The sequence below is a fragment of the Deltaproteobacteria bacterium genome (genome assembly GCA_016180855.1).
Taxonomy (GTDB): Bacteria; UBA10199; UBA10199; order JACPAL01; family JACPAL01; genus JACPAL01.
The window spans coordinates 60409-78813 of sequence record JACPAL010000013.1 but is presented as its reverse complement, the minus strand read 5'-3'; the positions used below and the strand labels follow the sequence as shown (position 1 = coordinate 78813).

The following is an 18405-nucleotide window of genomic DNA, read 5'->3' as shown; positions in this document are numbered from 1 at the left end:
TGCCCTTTCATCCTCTTGTATTTGGATTCCATATTTCCTCCTTCAGACCAGGAGTAGCATATCTTTTTGTCAATTGGTACAAATAATAGATAAGCATGAGATGATACGGCGGAACATCGGTTGACACCATTCCTCCCTGCTTTGTAGATAGCATCGCATGAAATTCAAAACGATCGAGTGGCGCGACGACAAGGTGATTCTGATCGATCAACGACGGCTCCCCCTGGAAGAGGTTTATGTCGAGTGCTCCGACTACAAACAGGTCTCTGACGCGATCCGGAACATGACCGTTCGTGGGGCACCCGCGATCGGTGTCGCGGCTGCCATGGGGACAGCCCTGGGCGCCCTGGGGATCTCCGCCAGAGATATTGCAGAATTCCAGGAAAAGATGGAGCAGGTCTTCAAGAGCTTGCTGGAGACGCGTCCGACCGCCGTTAATCTCCAATGGGCCATCGAGCGAATGCGAAAAGTCATTCAAAAAAATAGCGGCCTGTCTCTCGATTCCCTGCGCGATGCCCTCAAGACGGAGGCCCTGAATATTTTTGAAGAGGATATCGCCACCAACCGGCAGATGGGGCTTCACGGCTCATCGCTCATTCAATCCGGACAAACGATCTTGACCCACTGTAATGCCGGCGCGCTGGCAACCGCTGGCTACGGAACCGCGTTGGGCGTCCTTTACGCCGCGGCAGAACAGGGAAAAAAGTTTCAGGTCTTTGCCGATGAGACACGACCGTTTCTTCAGGGTTCCAGGCTCACCGCATGGGAATTGGCTAAAAACGGGATCCCGACAACCTTGATCACCGATAACATGGCAGCCCATTTTATGCAGAGGGGAAAAATTCAGGCGGTCATTGTGGGGGCCGACCGGATTGCGGCTAATGGAGACGTCGCCAACAAGATCGGGACCTACGGCGTGGCGGTCCTGGCACGGCAACACAACATCCCGTTTTATGTGGCCGCCCCCGTTTCAACAATTGATCTCCGATGCCCCAGTGGCATGGAGATCCCGATTGAAGAACGCCCCCCTCAGGAAGTGACCCACTTTTACCGACAGCAGGTGGCCCCGGAAGGGATTCAAGTAAAAAATCCTGCCTTTGACGTCACCCCCCATCACCTGGTAACCGCTATTATCACCGAGAACGGTGTTGTTAGGGAACCATATCTGGAAAATCTAAGAAAGGTGGTAACCTCCTCATGTTAAAAAAAGTCGATAAGATCTGGTTGGATGGAAAGCTCGTCCCATGGGAGGACGCCAACGTCCATCTCCTCACACACACCTTGCATTATGGGCTCGGTGTTTTTGAGGGGATCCGCTTCTATGAAGGACCGGGAGGACGCCCCTTCATATTCCGCCTCAAGGAGCATGTCCGAAGGCTCTTTGATTCCGCCCATGTTGTGACCTTACAGATCCCTTATTCCCAGGAAGAGATCTTTGAGGCCTGCCGGGAAACCGTCCGTGTGAATCGCCTCAAGAGCGGCTATATCAGACCTCTGGCCTTCATTGGCGATGGTGAGATGGGACTCTTTGCGACCAAAAATAAGATCCGTGTCGGGATTGCCGCCTGGGAATGGGGCTCCTACCTGGGGGAAGAGGGGCTGAAGAACGGCATCCGGACAAAGGTCTCCTCGTATACCCGACATCATGTCAATGCGACGATGAACAAGGCAAAGGTTTGTGGCAACTACATCAACTCGATTCTGGCGAAGCGCGAGGTGATTGCCGCCGGTTACGAAGAGGCGATCCTCCTGGATGCGGAAGGATACGTTGCGGAGGCGTCCGGCGAGAATATTTTTATTGTCCGGGACGGTGTGATCCGTACAACCCCTTCCGGTTCCTCCATCCTCCCCGGCATCACAGCCGATTCCGTTTGTCAGCTCCTGAAGGAGATCGGTCATTCGGTCATACGCGAAAGATCAACCCGTGATGAGCTCTATCTGGCTGACGAAATTTTTTTGACGGGAACCGCCGCGGAGATCACACCCGTTCGTGAAGTCGACGGTCGCCGGATCGGCCGTGGAGAGCCGGGCCCCATCACCCGGAAGGCGCAGGAACTTTTCTTCGGTGCCGTTCGCGGGAAGAATGAAAAATTCAAAAACTGGCTGACTGAGGTGTCGAGCTAATTGAGTGTCTCTTTTTGAAGGATCTTGACGAGCATCTCCTGCCCATCCGGATTTTTCACGCCGAATACCTTCGCGGAGATCTCTTCATGCGGAAGATTAACGACCTGTGTCCAGAAGCGCAGGCTCTTCGGCAGGTCACTTTGCGGGAAGAAGATCCCGCCACAGGAGAGTACGGCAGGCTGCTGATTCGAGGCCTCCCCCTCGGCCTCGAATGACAGCGATTCTAACATCGTTCCAAATTGATCACTCTGCATCTTGGACGCCTCTTAACCCTTGATAAAGCAATCCGTATGCCATGACGCACCACAGCCAAATTGATCATCTATCTTATTGATTATAAATGTTATTTATTGACACGCCCTGTCTTGAGACGGGTTAATCTAGTATCACTTTGATAAGCCCCTGTCAGAAATTTGACAGGATGACCTTGCGGGTATCGTCACAGAGAGATTCAACCGTCTGGCCTGACGGAGAGATCGGCCCCTGAATCTTCAGACTGATTCTCCCTGGTTCTGGAAGACGTTTTCCCTTCCGCATCCGCTCAAAACTTCCCTGAATGGTAACCGGCAAGATTGGGATGCCGGAGTGAACAGCAACATAGAATGCACCAAATTTAAACGGACCTACCTTGCCATCACGTGTTCGTGTCCCTTCGGGAAACATCACGATGCTCGCACCCTCCTTCACAAGCTTCACAAGTTCATCGAGCGTCTTCCGGTCTCGCTCTTTGTGAGTCCGGGTGATCTCAATGTGCCCGACTCCTCGCATCCCCCAACCGATGAATGGTATTTTAAAGTAGGACGGTTTTGAGACAAACCGGAGCGGAAGGGGAAGAGTCCCCATCAACGTAAAGATATCAAATATCCCCTGGTGATTGGAGCAGACGATGTAATTCGATTTTGGGTCAATATGCTGCAAACCCGAAACCTGGATGCGAATCCCGGCGATCGGCAAAAAAATCCTGGCAAAATAATAGCAGGCCTTCAAGATTTTTCTCTTGGATCGATCGAGAGGACCCAGAACGGCACAAAAAAGACCCATCGAGAGCCCACCCAGCAACGTCACAAGCCACCTCAAGGAGAGAAGGATCTGCTTCATGAGAGAAACTCTTTTCCCCGGATTTTTTTGTGATAACTTAAGGCAAAGCGATGCGCCTCATCCCTGACTCTCATCAAGAGATGCAAAAGGCTTGAATTTGACTTGAGACGGACCGGATTTTTTCGAGCGGGAAGATAAACCTTATCGGCCGATTCACCCTCTTTCGCCTTCGCCAGGGCAATCAGGTCAATCCCGGTAACATTAAGCTCGCCCATGACCTCCAGAACGATGTTCAGTTGTCCCTTTCCACCATCGATGATCATGAGGTCCGGTCGGCCCCATTTTTCTTTCTCTTCAGGAGAAGCCTTGATTCCTCCGCGCAGGAGCCTCCGGGTGAGGACCTCTTTCATCATCTGAAAATCGTCTGGCCCCTCTGTTCTCTTTATTCGGAACCTCCGGTAACCCCCTTTATAAGGCTGCCCCTCCAGAAAACAGGCGAGTGAACCGACCGCCTGTTGACCACTGATGTTCGAGATGTCGAAACATTCGATCTTCCGAGGAAGATTCGTCAATTTTAGTTTCTGTTGTAACCCCTCCAGAATTTCCCCTGTCTCCTCCACTTTTTTCTCCCTCTGACGGAATCCCTCCTCTGCATTTCGAATCGCTAATCGAACGAGATCTCGCTTCTCTCCTCGCTGAGGCGATAGAATAGAAACCTTATAGCCACGACGTTCAGAAAGGACCTCTTCCATCACTTGAGAATCGCCAACGGCGAAAGGGAGAAGGACCTCCTCCGGAATGATCCGCCCCTCCCCATAAAGGCGGTTTAAAAACTCGCTCAAGAGGTCTTCATCCTCCTCCACGCTTGTCATCTGGTATAGTTTCGATTCTGAAATCTTTCCTCCACGAATCATGAGAAGGCAGGCGGTCAAATGCGATCCCTCGCGATAAAGCCCGATCGCATCCTGGTCAATCCAGGTATGGCGGTCGGTTTTCTGCTGTTCCAGGGTTGACTCAATCGCAAAGAGCAGATCGCGTCTCTGGGCCGCCTTTTCAAACTCCTCCCGTTCCGACGCCCCTTTCATCTCCTCCCGAATAACCTCCAAAAGCTCCCGCCTTTTCCCTTTAAGGAAAAGGTGAACCTGGTCGACAATTGTGTGATAGTTCGCCTCATCGATCAGTCCTACACAAGGGGCATCACACCGCTGGATCTGATGTTGAAGGCAAGGCCGTACCCGATTGGCAAGCTCATGATCCGAACAGGTGCGAAGCCGGAAATTTTTCTCGATGAAATCAACCGTCTCATGGCAGGCATGGGCCGAGGAATAGGGACCATAATAAGAGGAGTCGTCCTTGCGAATATCTCGCGTCACATAAAGCCGCGGAAATCGATCCTTCACCGATAACTTAAGGCTGATGTAACTCTTATCGTCCCGAAGCTGGATATTGTACTTGGGGGTATGTTTCTTGATGAGGGTGTTCTCGAGCAGAAGCGCCTCTTTTTCATTGTCTGTCACCACGTATTCAAGATCGGCAACCCGCTTCATCAGAAACTGAACCTGATAACGATCCCTGGAAGAACGTCCAAAATAACTGGAGACTCTCTTTTTGAGGTCAATCGCCTTGCCGATATACAGGATACGGCCGTTCGCATCCTTCATGAGGTAGACGCCGGGTGAGGAGGGAAAACTGTTCGCTTTCTCTTGAGGAGTCACAGGGGGTTTATATTTTTTTTGTGATGCTAATTCAATGAGGCCTTTGGATCCCGCGCGACACCCACCAAAGAGGCCATCTGATCCAATACAAAAGACATAAAACGGGCCTTGTCGTCTTGGCCCATGTTTTTGATGATCGTGCCGGTTTCATAACTGTAATCGGATATCTTGCTCTGCCAAACGACCTCCCCCTTTGCTCGAATCGGGTCCTCTTCCTGATCCGGAAGCCGGATTTCAAGGTTTAACACGGAGCCATTTTGGAGCGGAGCCGGGGTCATGAGGCGAAGGCCACCCGCACTGATATCACAGCTCATCGATTCAGAGAGGTCACTGATCTCACCTCCCGGCGTGATAACAAAATAACTGACCGAAAGGGCAATATCGAGGCGGGCATGCTTTCTCTGTTCCGTCGCGGGGTTATAATCAGATACCATGGAAGACAGCTCTCCCTTAAATCAGCTTGTTCATCGAAGCATATTTGGAGAAGGTTGTCTTGTTTTTTTCAATAGGTCAGAAGGAGCCGTGTTCCCCCTTGATTCACAAAACAAAGGGGCCCTATACAGCGGAGCATGACAGCCCTCTTCCCATTTTTGAGGCTCCTCCTGTTCTGCTTCCCCTTTCTCCTCTCCTGTGCAGGTTGCCAAAAAACGCCGGAATCAGGGATCCTGGCACGAGTCAACGGAGAGAAGATCCGCTGGGGTGATTTTCGATCCGCCTTGTCACGGGAGTCCCTCCAGTATACTCCCGAGGCGCTTTCCGAAAAGGGGGCCCTAAAAATCCTCAAAGAGAGCACCCTTCAGGCCATGATCCATGAGGTGCTTTTACTGGAGGCGGCAGAAGAGGAGGGGATCAAAATCTCCAAGAAGGAGCTGTCCGACGCCCTTAAAAAGATAGAGTCGGGGCACCAACCGTTTGAGCTCAAGAAATTGCTGCAACAGCAGAAACTCTCTCCTGAGGAATGGAAAGAGAGGCACGAAAAGAAGCTAACTATCGAAAAATTTATTGATCATTTGGCTAAAAAAAAGGGGCCGAGTGAGGAAGAGATGAAAAAAGAGTATTTCGTCAATAGGGGTCTCTACCGGGAGATGGAAAAATCGCACTGCCGCCAGATCGTCGCCTCATCAGAACCGAAGGCCGAAAAGATCCTCTCGCTCATTCAAAAAGGGGAAAATTTTGCCGCGGTCGCCCAAGAATATTCCGAAAGCCCCGATCGTGAGAGAGGGGGCGATTTGGGATGGGTCGCACGCGGGGATCTCCCTCCCATCATGGATGAGGCCTGTTTTCGATTTGAACCGGGAGAAACGAATGGGGTTGTCCGGTCGGCCTACGGTTACCACATCTTCCGGGTGATCGCACGACGTCCTGCAAGGAACATCCCCTTCAATGAAGCCAAATCCCTCATCCAAAAGGAATGGAGAGAAAAAAAGCGTGATGAGATCCTTCGTGGCTGGCTTGAGGAAAAGAGGAAAAATTCAAAGATTGAAATCAATCAGAAAATGATGGAGAACGCAGCAGTTTCTTTATGAAAAAGATTCTCTTTTTTACCTTATTTTTTGTCCCGCTCTTGGCCTCAGCAGAGCTTGTTGATCGAATTGTCGCCATCGTCAGCGATGAAATCATCACTCTCTCCGATGTAAAAAAATACAAGGCCCCTCCCAAGAAAGACCCGCTGGAGGAATTGATCCGTCAAAAAATACTGCTCCTGGAGATTGACCAGCTTGGAATCGACGTCACCAATGATGACTTAGCGAATGCAATCGGGGAGGTCCTCACCAGAAACCGGATCCAGTTGGAGGAGCTTAAAAAAGAGCTGGAGAAAGAGGGAAAGGGTTTTGAACAGTACAAACAGGAACTGCGCACCGAAATCCGGAAGATGAAGTTTCTGGGCCAGGTGATCTATCCACGCATCAAGGTGTCCGAAGAGGAAATTTTGAGAAAGCTTGGTAAGAACCCTTCGGACGAAGATAGAATTCGGGCCCGGCGACAAATTGTCGAGTCCCGTTTGAATCAAGAGCTGGAAAACTATCTCGACGAGGTCCGGCAGAAAACGTACATTGAGATCAAGAAATAATGAAAAAAAAACTGCCTCTCATTGGTGTCACGATGGGGGACCCCCAGGGAGTCGGGCCCGAAGTGGTTCAAAAAGCACTCCGATCTTCTCTCGTTTGGCGATCCTGCCGCCCGATTGTCTTCGGTGCTCCTCATCTTTTTAGTTTTCGCGAGGCCAAACGACTGACGGCCCGTCAATGCGGCGTCCTTTCAGCTCATTTTATCCGACAGGCCGCAACCGCCGCCCTCAAAAAGGAGATAGACGCCATCGTCACTGCCCCAATCTCCAAGGAAAGGCTCCACAAGGCCGGTTATCTTTATCCGGGACACACGGAGTTTCTCGCAGGGATGGCTCGCATCCGTGATGTCCGAATGATGATGACAGGCCCGCATTTGACGGTTGTTCTGCATTCCATTCATATTCCAATCAAAAATGTTGCCCCTTCCCTCAAGGTCAAAGAGATTGCCCAAACGATCGAACTGACCGATCAAGCCCTCAAAAAATGGTTTCGGTTGCGGCGGCCAAGGATCGCCATTGCGGCACTCAATCCACATGCGGGTGAGGGGGGCGCTTTTGGAGATGAAGAAAAAAGATTGATAGAACCAGCCGTTCAAAAAGCCCGTCGGAAGGGAATCTCTGCTTTCGGCCCCTACGCACCCGATACCATTTTCTGCCGAGCCGTGCGGGGAGAATTTGATGCAATCGTTGCGATGTATCACGATCAAGGACTGATTCCTCTGAAGCTTCTCGATTTTGATCGCGCTGTCAATTTGACGATTGGTCTCCCGTTTATTAGAACCAGTGTCGATCACGGGACAGCATTTGATATTGCGGGTAAAGGAAAAGCGGATCCGAGGAGTATGATCGAGGCAATTTTATTGGCGGCAAAACTGGCAACCCTCACCCAACACTGAGGCCGTTATTGCCGTTTCCCTCTCCCGTGAAGGGAGAGGGTTATCAAGGTGAGAGGAAAATAAAGGAGCATTTATGATCAAGTTTGGCACAGACGGCTGGCGGGCGATCATCGAAGAGGAATTTACGGAAGAGAATGTCGATCGGGTGACGCTCGCCTTTGCAAAATTCATGAAAGAGACCTCAAGGCCTTCCGGAAAGATTTACGTTGGATTCGACCGACGCCGAAAAAGTGACCTTATGGCAAAACGGGCCGCCTCGCTACTGGCCAGTCAAGGTTATCAGGTGTTTCTGGCCTCCTCCTTTTGTCCAACCCCCTGCGTTTCCTGGAATACCAAGGCGGACCGAGCTATCGCCGGCATGATGATCACTGCCAGCCATAATCCTCCTCAATGGAATGGAATCAAGTTTAAGGAAGAAGACGGGGGAGCTGCATCACCGGAATACACAACGGAGATTGAAAAAATTATTGAGCAAAATGACAAAAATCCCACTATTCCCAGCACGTCAAGGGGGGGCGAGAGGGGATTTGATCCTCACCACGAATACGTTCTCGCGCTCCAAAAACAGGTCAATCTCAAAAGAATACAAAAGACGGGATGGAAGATCGGTTATGACCCTCTTTATGGGGCGGGGACTCATTATCTCCCGCAGATTCTTGAAACCGATCTGGTTGAAATCCATACAGAGGCCGATCCCAATTTCGGCGGGCTCAATCCGGAACCGATCGAGAAAAATCTCTCGGCCTTGATCCAGCTGGTCAAAAAGCGTGGATTGGATGCCGGCTTTTCGACCGATGGAGATGCCGATCGTGTGGGGGCCGTGGATGAAAATGGAAATTTTGTCGATTCCCATCATATCTATGCCCTCATTCTCCGCCATCTTTTGTCGGCAGGAAAAGAACGGGGTGAGATCATCAAAACCGTCTCCACCTCCAACATGATCGACCTGCTGGCCAAAAAACACGGTCGGAAATTCTACGAACTGCCGATCGGATTCAAACATATTTGCAAAAAGTTCCGCGAAGTCCCGGCCTTTATCGGCGGTGAAGAATCGGGAGGAATCGCCGTTCGGAGCTGGCTCAATGAACGAGACGGCCTCTTTTCAAGTCTCTATCTGCTGGAAATCATGGCTTATCATCAAAAGAGGCTTGGAGAACTTATTGAAGATCTACACCAGGAATTGGGACCTCATTATTTTCAGAGACTTGATCTTCATCTGGCCCCTGATGTCGTAACCAAGGCCCGATCCAAACTTTCCCGATCAAAAATCGATTCCATCGCAGGAAAGAAAATCGTCAAAACCAACTTCATCGACGGCTTCAAATACCACCTCTCTGACGCAAGCTGGCTCCTGATCCGCCCCTCCGGCACCGAGCCGGTGCTTCGAATTTACGCTGAGGCCCCAGAACCTGCAGGGGTGACGAAACTCCTCGAGGCCGGCCAAGCACTGGTAGACTAAAGTGAATGGTAACTGACACACTGCGCCAAGAAAAAATCAATAAAATCACCAAATAACCAGCAACCCTTAAAAATCGAGGGCCGAAGAGATGTTGGCTATGGAAAGAATCTGATTTTTGTTTTGAAGCGGTACCCGGAAGGAGTTAGACTGGAATGCTTGAGGTTGTAAAGACGTTGGAACCGCAAAAGATCTTCATTAAGGGAGCCCGCCAGCATAATTTGAAGGGGATTGATGTTGAGATCCCCCGCAACCAGCTCGTTGTCATCACGGGGCTCTCCGGCTCCGGTAAATCATCACTGGCCTTTGATACCCTGTACGCCGAAGGGCAGCGCCGCTATGTTGAGTCGCTCTCCTCATACGCCCGGCAATTTCTGGAGCAGATGGGAAAGCCGGACGTTGATTCGATTGAAGGACTTTCTCCCGCCATTTCGATCGAGCAAAAAACCGTCTCCAGAAATCCCCGATCGACCGTAGGAACAATCACGGAGATCTATGACTATTTAAGACTCCTCTTTGCTAGGATCGGTCATCCCCACTGCTATTCCTGCGGCAAACCGATCGCCGCCCAAACCGTTTCACAGATGGTCGACCAGATTCAGCAGATGAAAGAGGGGACCAAAATTCACATCCTGGCTCCCGTCGTCCGAGGCCGTAAAGGTGAATACCATAAGGAGTTGGCCCAGTTTAAGGCACAGGGATTTGTTCGGGTAAAAGTTGATGGTCAGACCTATGAGCTCGATGAAGAGATCAAGATCGATAAAAAGAGAAAACATGAGATCGACCTTTTCATCGATCGCCTGATCGTCCGCAGCAAGATGGATCAGCGGCTGGCCGACTCCCTCGAAACAGCCCTTCGATACGGGGAAGGGCTCGCCAAGGTTGAGGCGCTAGGCGGTGAAGCAGTCCTGTTTTCCGAGCGTTTCGCCTGCCCCGATTGCGGAATTTCCTACCCGGAAATCTCTCCCCAGATGTTTTCCTTCAACAGCCCGATTGGCGCCTGCGGTGAATGCAACGGTCTTGGCACAAAAATGTATTTTGACCCCGAACTGATCGTACCCAACAAGGAACTATCGATCCGTGAGGGGGCGATTGTCCCCTGGGAGGGTCGCTCCTCCGAGTTCTACTGGAGCATGCTGGAGACATTAGCCTCCCACTACCAGTTTGACCTGCGAACCCCATTCGGGAAGCTCCCTGAAGAAATACAAAAAATCATCCTGTCCGGATCGGAAGAGGAGAAACTGCGCTTCTCTTATCTTTTCGACGAGAAGAAGGAATTTTACTGGAGTAATTACGAGGGCGTTATCCCGAATCTGGAACGTCGCTACAAGGAGACCGATTCCGACTGGGTTCGCGAGGATATTGAACGCTTCATGAACATCCGTCCGTGTCCCATCTGCAACGGATCACGCCTCAAAAAGGAGAGCCTTGCGATCAAGGTGGGCGGACTTTCAATCCACAAGATTACTCAGCACTCAGTCAAAAAGTGCCTCGCCTGGTTTCAGGAACTGAAGATCTCCGCGAAGGAGGCGGAAATCGCCTCAAGAATTCTGAAGGAGATCCGGGAACGTCTCAGTTTTATGGCGAACGTTGGGCTTGATTATCTTGCCCTCGATCGCACCTCGGGAACCCTTTCAGGCGGCGAAGGACAGCGGATTCGCCTCGCCACACAGATCGGTTCTTCGCTCGTCGGGGTCATGTATATTCTCGACGAACCGTCGATCGGTCTGCACCAAAGGGATAATGATCGCCTGTTATCGACCTTGAAACGCCTCCGCGATCTTGGAAATACGGTGATTGTTGTTGAACATGATGAGGCGACGATCATGCAATCGGAGCATGTCATCGACATGGGACCCGGAGCCGGTATCCATGGCGGTTACGTGGTAGCCAGTGGCACACCAAAGGAGATCTGCAAACATCCGAAGTCCCTCACCGGCAAGTATCTGTCGGGGAGGATCCAGATTCCCGTTCCACGAACACGACGCAAGGGGAACGGAAAGAAGCTCAATCTCGTCGGCGCGAACGGAAACAACCTTAAAAATCTGACTGTCTCTTTTCCCTTAGGCTTATTGATCGGTGTCACAGGGGTCTCCGGCTCCGGCAAGAGCACACTGATCAATGACACGCTCTATAAGAACCTTGCCCAGCGGCTGTACGGGTCCAAGGAGCCTGCGGGGCAGCTTAAAGAGATTCAAGGGTTGGACAATATCGATAAGGTCATCAACATCGATCAATCGCCGATCGGTCGAACGCCTCGGTCCAATGCCGCCACCTACACCGGAATTTTTACCATGATTCGGGATCTTTTCTCCGAACTACCAGAGGCCAGGGCACGTGGCTACAAGGCAGGACGATTCTCCTTCAATATTAAAGGGGGGCGGTGTGAATCGTGTCAGGGGGATGGCATCATCCGGATCGAGATGCACTTTCTCCCCGATGTCTACGTCGAATGCGAGGTCTGTCGGGGTAAGCGATTCAATCGTGAAACCCTCGAGGTTCTTTACAAGGGGAAGTCTATTGCAGATGTTCTCTCTTTGACAGTGGATCAGGCCGCGCAATTCTTCGAGAACATCCCCGCCATCAAGAGTAAACTCTCGACCCTTTCGGAGGTTGGATTGGACTACATTCAACTGGGGCAGTCAGGAACCACATTCTCCGGCGGCGAGGCCCAGCGGATTAAACTGGCCCGCGAACTCTCCAAGAGGAGCACCGGCAGAACCCTTTATATTCTGGATGAACCAACCACGGGGCTTCATTTTGCGGACATCCAGAAGCTGCTCGATGTGCTCAGTCAGTTTGTGAATCAGGGAAATACCGTTGTTGTCATTGAGCATAATCTGGATGTGATCAAATCGACTGATCACCTCATTGATCTCGGTCCGGAAGGGGGAGACGGCGGTGGCGAGATCGTCGCGGTCGGAACCCCTGAAGAGATTGCCGCCAATCGCCGCTCCTTTACCGGTCAGTACTTGAAAAAAATTCTGGAAAATAGCCCAGCCAAAAAGGCGAATGTTGCCTAATTGCGATAAGGAGCCTGTTGGTATTGATAAACAGCCTTATTATGCTCCTCGAGCGTTCTTGAAAATTCATGGCTGCCGTCCCCCTTGGCGACAAAGTAGAGATAGTCCGATTCTGCAGGATAAAGAACCGCCCGTAACGAATCGCGACCCGGATTGGAAATAGGCGTTGGAGGAAGTCCCGGATTCAAATAAGTATTATACGGTGAAGCGGTTTCGAGATCGATCTTCCTTAAATTCCCATCAAAATTTGGAAGCCCATAGATAACCGTCGGATCCGAGGCGAGAGCGATCCCTTTTTTCAAGCGATTTAAAAAAACAGAGGCAATGAGCGGACGTTCCTCAACCCTCCCGGTCTCTTTTTCAACAATGGAGGATAAAACAAGAACATCATAATCCGACATCCCGACCTCCCTCGCCCTCTCCACAAAACTCTCCTTGTAGTAGACCTCATGAAACCGGTTCACCAGTTTTCGAACCACCTCTTCCGGACCTTTCGGTCTATAAATCTGGTAGGTGTCGGGGTAGAGATAGCCTTCAAGAACGGCCGTGGACAAACCGAGGGACTGAATCAGCAAGGGGTCTCTCATCGCAGCCAAGAATGATTCGGCAGATAATAATTCCCGGTCCGCCAGATACTTGGCAATCTGTTTTGCGGTCCATCCTTCCACAATCGTAATCCGCACCCGTGCAAAATCCCCTTTCAGAAGGTATCCCAACAACGCCTTGGGGGTCATCAGGGGAGGATACTTGTAGTCACCTGCGCGAATCTTCCGGTCAAGCCCCTTCACCCGGACATAAAGCTTAAACAACCTCTTGCTGGAAATGAGAGAATGCCGCTCCAGATCATCCGTGATCTGGGCGACAGTCTTCCCAGGCTCAATCGTGAAATCCCCCCCCTGTCCGTAAGGAAGATGGATAAAAAGAACAAAGCTAAATCCCAGAACCCCCACGGTAATCAGGCTGACCAGAAGAAATGTCGCCAACAGCCGTCTCATGAAATCTCTTCCTTCTTTATTTGGCGCCTCTGATCAAGATACCCCTGAAGAATGAAGGCGGCAGCCATCTTGTCGATCACCTCTTTACGCCGCTCACGCGAGAGATCCGCCTCAAGCAGCGACCTTTCAGCGCCAGCGGTTGAAAGTCTTTCGTCCCAAAATGTAATCGGGACCTCTATATGCCGTCCCAGCTCACTGGCAAAGGCTCGAACCTTCTCGGCCTGGGGGCCCTCCGTACCATTCATGTTGATCGGCAACCCGATCAGAATCTCATCAACCTCCCATTCTTTCACTAAATCGACAATGGTTTTATAGTCACTCTCCTTCCCCCTTCGTAAAACGGTCTTCAGCCCTTGAGCCGTCCAACCGAGGGGGTCAGAGAGGGCAACCCCTATTGTCTTGCTCCCCATATCTAATGCCAAAATTCTCATAAGCCACCACCCTATCGAAACTGCTTGCCGTCATCAAGTGAGTCGCCTAACTTAAGATAGAAATGGAAAAAGTTCGAGCCCATTTAGTAATTTCTGGCCGGGTCCAAGGGGTTTGCTTTCGTGCCTGTACGGAGGAAGAGGCGACCCGCAGGCATCTGACTGGCTGGGTCCGAAACACCGAAGAGGGCAAAGTAGAGGTGGTTGTTGAAGGAGAGAGCGAACCTGTCCGTCAACTGATTGACTGGTGCCACGAGGGCCCTCCCACCGCACGTGTCTCTAAAGTAGAGGTCACCCTGGAAAAATTTCATGGGGATTTGACGGATTTCCGCATTGTTCGATAAGCCTTCTTTCTGTTTGACAAAATTGTTAATCACTTTATCTTGTCACCTTAATACAAAAAGGGAGGGGTTATGCCAAAGTCTATTCTGTTTGTCTTCATCCTCAGTCTCTTCTTCCTGCAAGGTTGCGATCACAGCCCTGCCTTGGCAAAGGTCGGTGGAAAAACAATCCATGAATCTGACCTGAAGATCCTTGAGGAGGTTAATCCCCGCCTTGCCGATCGACTGGCGACTCCCGAGGGGAAGAGGAAGATTGTAGAAAACTATGTCGAACAGAGCCTGCTTTACCAAGAGGCTATTCGACGGGGGCTGCAGCGCGACGAGAGGACAAAAAAGAAGCTCGATCTCTACCGCCAGGTGATCATCTCACAGGCACTGCTCGACGATGAGCTCGATAAAAAGATCAAAGAATATTACGACAACAATAAGGATGAATTCGAGCGAGTGAAGGTGGCCCATATCCTGATTCGGACCGTTGATGAAAAGAAGGGAAAGGACAACAAGCCGGTTTCAAAGAGAACCGAAGAGGCCGCGCAAGCCCTCATCAAAAAGGTCCAGGAGAGACTTCAAAAAGGGGAGGAATTCGGCAAGATCGCCTCGGAGGTCTCCGAGGATGAGATGACCAAGAAGCGGGGTGGAAATCTGGAATATGTAACAATCCGTGACAAGCGCCTGGAACAAAAGGGATGGCTCACGCTTTCAGAGCAGGCGTTCGCCCTAAAACAGGGGGATGTCTCCACACCGATCAAGACTAAAGACGGCATCCACCTGATCAAAGTCCTGGAGGCAAAGACCTCTCAATCATTGGAGGAGGCCTCGATGGGGATTCGGTTTCGAATTCAGTCGAAGGTGCGACAGGATCTTCTGGATCAACTCAAGAAGGATCGCAAGGTGCAATTCTTTGATAACAAGCCTCAGGCAACCGCACCTGCCCTCCCACCCGGACACCCAGAGCTAGAGAAGAGCCACCCCTGATTTCAATAACGTAAGCATACGGCTCTTTTGGAATAAGGAGTTCCTCGGAAAAAGGGGTCGCCCTTTCAATCAGATCAACAATCACCCCCCTCTCGTTTATAAAAAGAATATCGAGAGAAAGAGGGGTATTTTTCATCCAGAAGGGGGAAGCTGTCTTCTGGGGAAATACGAAAAGCATACCGGCTCGGCTCGGAAGTTTCTCCCTGAACATCAACCCCTGGGCTCGTTGCTGACCGGTTTTGGCAACCTCCAATTGATAGAAATTAAGCCCTTGAGGAGACTGAAAGAGAACCTCCACCTCCTCTGCCCGATTACTGCAGTGAACTAACAAAAGGATCGGCAAGAAGAGAAGGAGGCTATTCTTCTCCCTCTTTTTCAGCCAACTTGGCAAAAGCGGCAACTTTCTCTCCCTGTTCCAGATGAATCAGACGGAATCCTTGCGTATTTCTTCCGATAACCGACAGTTCGCTCACTTTCAGCCGAATGATTTTACCAGAGGTTGTAATAACCATGATGTGGTCATCATCGGTCACTTGCTGAACACCAACTACAGGACCATTCCGTTCGGTCGTTTTGATGGTAATGATGCCGCTCCCCCCACGGCCTTGTACACGATACTCCTCCAGGGAGGTCCGTTTTCCATATCCGTTTTCCGTGATGGAAAGAACCGTCTGACCCGGTCGAAGCGCCTCGAGACTCACAACCTCATCCTTTTTATCTAACCGGATCCCGATAACACCGACTGCCGTTCGCCCCATCGGACGGGCCTCATTTTCATGAAAGCGGATCGCTTGGCCCTCACGCGTTGAAAGAAGAATCTCCTGATCGCCCGACGTCAAGGCGGCCCCGATCAGACAGTCCCCCTCTTCAACCCCCAGGGCAATAATGCCGGCCGATCGGGGATTGGCGTAGGCCATGAGCTCGGTCTTTTTGACCAGTCCTCTTTTCGTGGCAAAAATAACATGTTTCCCTTCCTCAAACTGCTGGACCGTCAGGATACCGGCAATCTCTTCACCGGAGGCCATTTGAACCAGATTGACAACCGGCTTACCCTTGGCAGTACGACCCGCCTGGGGGATTTCATGAACCTTGAGCCAATACACTTTACCAACGCTTGAAAAGATCAAAACGTAGGAGTGGGTGGAGGCAACAAAGAGATCGCGGAGAAAATCCTCGTCACGGGTCGTCATCCCGGTCTTTCCCTGACCGCCGCGACGCTGGGCCCGATAAATGCTAATCGGGTTCCGTTTGATATAGCCCTGATGGGAGATCGTCACCACCATCTCTTCTTCTTGAATCAGGTCCTCAACAGAAAGCTCCTCCGTTCGGGAAATAATCTCCGTCCTCCTCTCATCATGATAGTTCTTTTTAATCTCGGAAAGTTCACCTGAAATAATTTCCAGGAGCAGTTTCTCACTTTTCAGGATTTCCTTCAGTCTCTTGATCTCCTTCTGAACTGCCGCATACTCCTCAACAATTTTCTCCCTCTCCAAGGCCGTCAACCGCTGAAGCTTGATGTCCAAAATTGACTGAGCCTGAATCTCGGACAGACTAAATTTCTTCATCAACGCAGCTTTCGCCTCTTGGGGGTTCTGTGACTTCTTGATGAGATTGATCACCGCATCAATATTCTCCACGGCAATCTTGAGTCCTTCCAGAATATGAGCCCGCTCCTCCGCCTTACGGAGATCATAGATAGTTCGGCGAGTGACAACCTCTTTGCGGTGATCAACAAAAATCTGCAGGGCATTTTTCAGATTGAGAATCTGCGGTTTCCCATGAATAATCGCGAGCAAGATCACACCAAAATTCGTCTGCAACGGGGTGTGCGCATAAAGCTGATTCAAAACGACACCGGAGACGCTCCCCTTCTTAAGTTCCACAACGATTCGCATCCCGTCCTTGTCCGACTCATCACGCAGATCGGAAATTCCTTCAATTTTTCCATCCCGATGAAGATCCGCAATCCTTTCAATGAGACGCGCCTTGTTCACCTGATAGGGAATTTCTGTGATGATGATGCTCTCACGATCCCCCTTCGCGACAGGTTCGATCAACGCACGTCCACGCATCTGGACGCTACCCTTGCCGGTCTCGTAAACATTCTTGATACCCTCGCGACCATGAATAAAACCCCCCGTCGGGAAATCAGGACCAGGAATGATTTTCATCAACTCCTTAACCGTCACCTCAGGATTTTTAATGAGGGCCAAACAGCCATCAATTACCTCTCCGAGATGATGGGGGGGGATTTTGGTCGCCATGCCAACGGCAATACCGTCCGAACCATTGACCAACAGATTAGGGACTCTTGAGGGCAGAACGGTCGGCTCCTCGGCCGATTCGTCAAAATTTGGAATGAAATCAACCGTCTCTTTGTCGATATCCGCCAGCATCTCCTCAGCCAGTTTGGTAAGACGTGCCTCGGTGTATCGATAGGCAGCCGCGGAATCCCCATCGATCGAACCGAAATTCCCCTGACCATCAATGAGGGGATACCTCATGTTCCATTCCTGGGCGAGACGAACCAGGGCGTCGTAAACCGCCAAGTCACCGTGGGGATGGTACTTTTTCAGAACCTCTCCCACGACACCAGCACACTTTGAATATCTCTTGTTGGAAAGAAGCCCTTCCTGGAGCATCGCATAGAGGATCCGACGATGAACCGGCTTGAGCCCATCACGGGCATCCGGAATCGCCCTACCGATGATGACGCTCATCGCGTAATCAAGGTAGCTGTCCTTCATCTCATCTTCGATATTGACAGGTCGAATTTCGGCAGAACGGACCATAAGGTACAAAATTAATCTTCAAAAACAGAGGGAATGTCAATTCAAAAACCGTGCCAAGCTATCCGTCTCCAAGACCGATTTGGCAAGGATTTGCACGCATTCAAAAAAATCGTTCTGTTGTTTTTTGATTGACTCCTTGAAAGGGATTGGCTTAAGTCCGACATCTGCAGATTTTGGTTCCCGCAAATCCTTGTGAGATGCGGGTTAGAAAGAACCAGAAACTCGTCAGGAAAGGGGGTGACAATAAAATGACCAAAAGTGAACTCGTCGCGCTCATCGCGAAGGACTGCAAGATCTCGAAGGCCGTCTCTGAGAGGGCGTTGAATTCCGTTACTGCCAATGTCACAAAGTGTCTGAAGAAAAAGGACAAGTTGACATTGACCGGCTTCGGAACCTTCCTCGTCTCCAAGAGGCGTGCCCGCAAGGGACGCAATCCGCAGACAGGCGCTGAAATCGAAATTCGGGCAGCAAATGTCCCGAAATTCAGAGCCGGGAAAGAGCTTCGAAAGGCTTGTCAGTAAGACAACTTTCGAGCTAGCGTAAAGACCCCTTTG

The 18405-nt window shown here is 50.9% G+C and carries 18 protein-coding genes; 10 read left to right on the top strand and 8 right to left on the bottom strand.

Going from position 1 to position 18405, the window contains the following annotated elements; all coding sequences use genetic code 11:
• Window positions 1-157 precede the first annotated feature (157 nt).
• Window positions 158-1204, top strand: a complete 1047-nt coding sequence (mtnA, locus tag HYT77_07385) for an S-methyl-5-thioribose-1-phosphate isomerase (protein ID MBI2067819.1) — start codon at window positions 158-160, stop codon at window positions 1202-1204.
• Window positions 1198-2124: a branched-chain amino acid transaminase gene (locus HYT77_07380; protein ID MBI2067818.1), complete on the top strand. Its 927-nt coding sequence runs from the start codon at window positions 1198-1200 to the stop codon at window positions 2122-2124. Before mtnA ends, HYT77_07380 begins: the two co-directional genes overlap by 7 nt.
• Here the strand turns inward: HYT77_07380 and HYT77_07375 are convergent.
• From HYT77_07375 to HYT77_07360, 4 genes are all read right to left on the bottom strand, one after another.
• Window positions 2121-2378, bottom strand: a complete 258-nt coding sequence (locus tag HYT77_07375) for a hypothetical protein (protein MBI2067817.1) — start codon at window positions 2376-2378, stop codon at window positions 2121-2123. The two genes, HYT77_07380 and HYT77_07375, sit on opposite strands and share 4 nt — an antisense overlap.
• Before the next feature lie 151 nt (window positions 2379-2529).
• A complete protein-coding gene (locus tag HYT77_07370) occupies window positions 2530-3222 on the bottom strand; it encodes a 1-acyl-sn-glycerol-3-phosphate acyltransferase (protein ID MBI2067816.1) in 693 nt (230 codons plus the stop codon).
• Window positions 3219-4877: an excinuclease ABC subunit UvrC gene (gene uvrC / locus HYT77_07365; GenBank protein ID MBI2067815.1), complete on the bottom strand. Its 1659-nt coding sequence runs from the start codon at window positions 4875-4877 to the stop codon at window positions 3219-3221. The genes HYT77_07370 and uvrC overlap by 4 nt, the downstream gene beginning before the upstream one ends.
• 26 nt (window positions 4878-4903) lie before the next feature.
• A complete protein-coding gene (locus HYT77_07360) occupies window positions 4904-5311 on the bottom strand; it encodes a PilZ domain-containing protein (protein MBI2067814.1) in 408 nt (135 codons plus the stop codon).
• A 135-nt stretch (window positions 5312-5446) separates the two neighbouring features.
• On the opposite strand from HYT77_07360, the gene HYT77_07355 reads away from it, so the two are divergent.
• From HYT77_07355 to uvrA, 5 genes are all read left to right on the top strand, one after another.
• Window positions 5447-6403, top strand: coding sequence for a peptidylprolyl isomerase (locus HYT77_07355; protein MBI2067813.1), 957 nt, complete (start codon window positions 5447-5449; stop codon window positions 6401-6403).
• Window positions 6400-6948 (top strand): hypothetical protein, encoded by a 549-nt coding sequence (locus tag HYT77_07350; protein MBI2067812.1) that lies wholly within the window; start codon window positions 6400-6402, stop codon window positions 6946-6948. The genes HYT77_07355 and HYT77_07350 overlap by 4 nt, the downstream gene beginning before the upstream one ends.
• A complete protein-coding gene (pdxA, locus tag HYT77_07345; GenBank protein ID MBI2067811.1) occupies window positions 6948-7841 on the top strand; it encodes a 4-hydroxythreonine-4-phosphate dehydrogenase PdxA in 894 nt (297 codons plus the stop codon). The genes HYT77_07350 and pdxA overlap by 1 nt, the downstream gene beginning before the upstream one ends.
• A gap of 73 nt (window positions 7842-7914) precedes the next feature.
• Window positions 7915-9300 (top strand): phosphoglucomutase/phosphomannomutase family protein, encoded by a 1386-nt coding sequence (locus HYT77_07340; protein ID MBI2067810.1) that lies wholly within the window; start codon window positions 7915-7917, stop codon window positions 9298-9300.
• Window positions 9301-9473: 173 nt separating this feature from the next.
• Window positions 9474-12320 (top strand): excinuclease ABC subunit UvrA, encoded by a 2847-nt coding sequence (gene uvrA / locus HYT77_07335; protein ID MBI2067809.1) that lies wholly within the window; start codon window positions 9474-9476, stop codon window positions 12318-12320.
• On the opposite strand, the gene mltG is transcribed toward uvrA, so the two are convergent.
• Together mltG and ruvX are read right to left on the bottom strand one after the other, a co-directional pair.
• Window positions 12317-13315 (bottom strand): endolytic transglycosylase MltG, encoded by a 999-nt coding sequence (gene mltG, locus HYT77_07330; GenBank protein MBI2067808.1) that lies wholly within the window; start codon window positions 13313-13315, stop codon window positions 12317-12319. The two genes, uvrA and mltG, sit on opposite strands and share 4 nt — an antisense overlap.
• Window positions 13312-13746 (bottom strand): Holliday junction resolvase RuvX, encoded by a 435-nt coding sequence (gene ruvX, locus HYT77_07325; protein ID MBI2067807.1) that lies wholly within the window; start codon window positions 13744-13746, stop codon window positions 13312-13314. Before ruvX ends, mltG begins: the two co-directional genes overlap by 4 nt.
• 62 nt (window positions 13747-13808) lie before the next feature.
• Here ruvX and HYT77_07320 point away from each other — a divergent pair, with 62 nt between their 5' ends.
• Together HYT77_07320 and HYT77_07315 are read left to right on the top strand one after the other, a co-directional pair.
• Complete coding sequence (locus tag HYT77_07320; protein ID MBI2067806.1) at window positions 13809-14087, top strand: acylphosphatase; 279 nt, start codon at window positions 13809-13811, stop codon at window positions 14085-14087.
• Between the two features lie 69 nt (window positions 14088-14156).
• Window positions 14157-15059, top strand: a complete 903-nt coding sequence (locus HYT77_07315) for a peptidylprolyl isomerase (GenBank protein MBI2067805.1) — start codon at window positions 14157-14159, stop codon at window positions 15057-15059.
• Here the strand turns inward: HYT77_07315 and HYT77_07310 are convergent.
• A complete protein-coding gene (locus tag HYT77_07310; GenBank protein MBI2067804.1) occupies window positions 14959-15450 on the bottom strand; it encodes a DUF192 domain-containing protein in 492 nt (163 codons plus the stop codon). The genes HYT77_07315 and HYT77_07310 overlap by 101 nt on opposite strands.
• Entirely contained in the window at window positions 15416-17851 is a 2436-nt protein-coding gene (gyrA, locus tag HYT77_07305; protein MBI2067803.1) for a DNA gyrase subunit A, read from the bottom strand. Before gyrA ends, HYT77_07310 begins: the two co-directional genes overlap by 35 nt.
• Window positions 17852-18099: 248 nt before the next feature.
• Between gyrA and HYT77_07300 the strand changes: the two genes are divergently transcribed.
• On the top strand, window positions 18100-18372 hold the full coding sequence (locus HYT77_07300; GenBank protein ID MBI2067802.1) for an HU family DNA-binding protein: 273 nt from the start codon (window positions 18100-18102) through the stop codon (window positions 18370-18372).
• Window positions 18373-18405: the final 33 nt, after the last annotated feature.

What these genes read in the sequence shown, in the direction of transcription:
- mtnA (MBI2067819.1), top strand. Translation starts at nt 158, where the DNA reads ATGAAATTCAAAACGATCGAGTGGCGCGACGACAAGGTGATTCTGATC.
- HYT77_07380 (MBI2067818.1), top strand. Translation starts at nt 1,198, where the DNA reads ATGTTAAAAAAAGTCGATAAGATCTGGTTGGATGGAAAGCTCGTCCCA.
- HYT77_07375 (MBI2067817.1), bottom strand. Translation starts at nt 2,378, where the DNA reads ATGCAGAGTGATCAATTTGGAACGATGTTAGAATCGCTGTCATTCGAG.
- HYT77_07370 (MBI2067816.1), bottom strand. Translation starts at nt 3,222, where the DNA reads ATGAAGCAGATCCTTCTCTCCTTGAGGTGGCTTGTGACGTTGCTGGGT.
- HYT77_07360 (MBI2067814.1), bottom strand. Translation starts at nt 5,311, where the DNA reads ATGGTATCTGATTATAACCCCGCGACGGAACAGAGAAAGCATGCCCGC.
- HYT77_07355 (MBI2067813.1), top strand. Translation starts at nt 5,447, where the DNA reads ATGACAGCCCTCTTCCCATTTTTGAGGCTCCTCCTGTTCTGCTTCCCC.
- HYT77_07350 (MBI2067812.1), top strand. Translation starts at nt 6,400, where the DNA reads ATGAAAAAGATTCTCTTTTTTACCTTATTTTTTGTCCCGCTCTTGGCC.
- pdxA (MBI2067811.1), top strand. Translation starts at nt 6,948, where the DNA reads ATGAAAAAAAAACTGCCTCTCATTGGTGTCACGATGGGGGACCCCCAG.
- HYT77_07340 (MBI2067810.1), top strand. Translation starts at nt 7,915, where the DNA reads ATGATCAAGTTTGGCACAGACGGCTGGCGGGCGATCATCGAAGAGGAA.
- mltG (MBI2067808.1), bottom strand. Translation starts at nt 13,315, where the DNA reads ATGAGACGGCTGTTGGCGACATTTCTTCTGGTCAGCCTGATTACCGTG.
- ruvX (MBI2067807.1), bottom strand. Translation starts at nt 13,746, where the DNA reads ATGAGAATTTTGGCATTAGATATGGGGAGCAAGACAATAGGGGTTGCC.
- HYT77_07320 (MBI2067806.1), top strand. Translation starts at nt 13,809, where the DNA reads ATGGAAAAAGTTCGAGCCCATTTAGTAATTTCTGGCCGGGTCCAAGGG.
- HYT77_07315 (MBI2067805.1), top strand. Translation starts at nt 14,157, where the DNA reads ATGCCAAAGTCTATTCTGTTTGTCTTCATCCTCAGTCTCTTCTTCCTG.
- gyrA (MBI2067803.1), bottom strand. Translation starts at nt 17,851, where the DNA reads ATGGTCCGTTCTGCCGAAATTCGACCTGTCAATATCGAAGATGAGATG.
- HYT77_07300 (MBI2067802.1), top strand. Translation starts at nt 18,100, where the DNA reads ATGACCAAAAGTGAACTCGTCGCGCTCATCGCGAAGGACTGCAAGATC.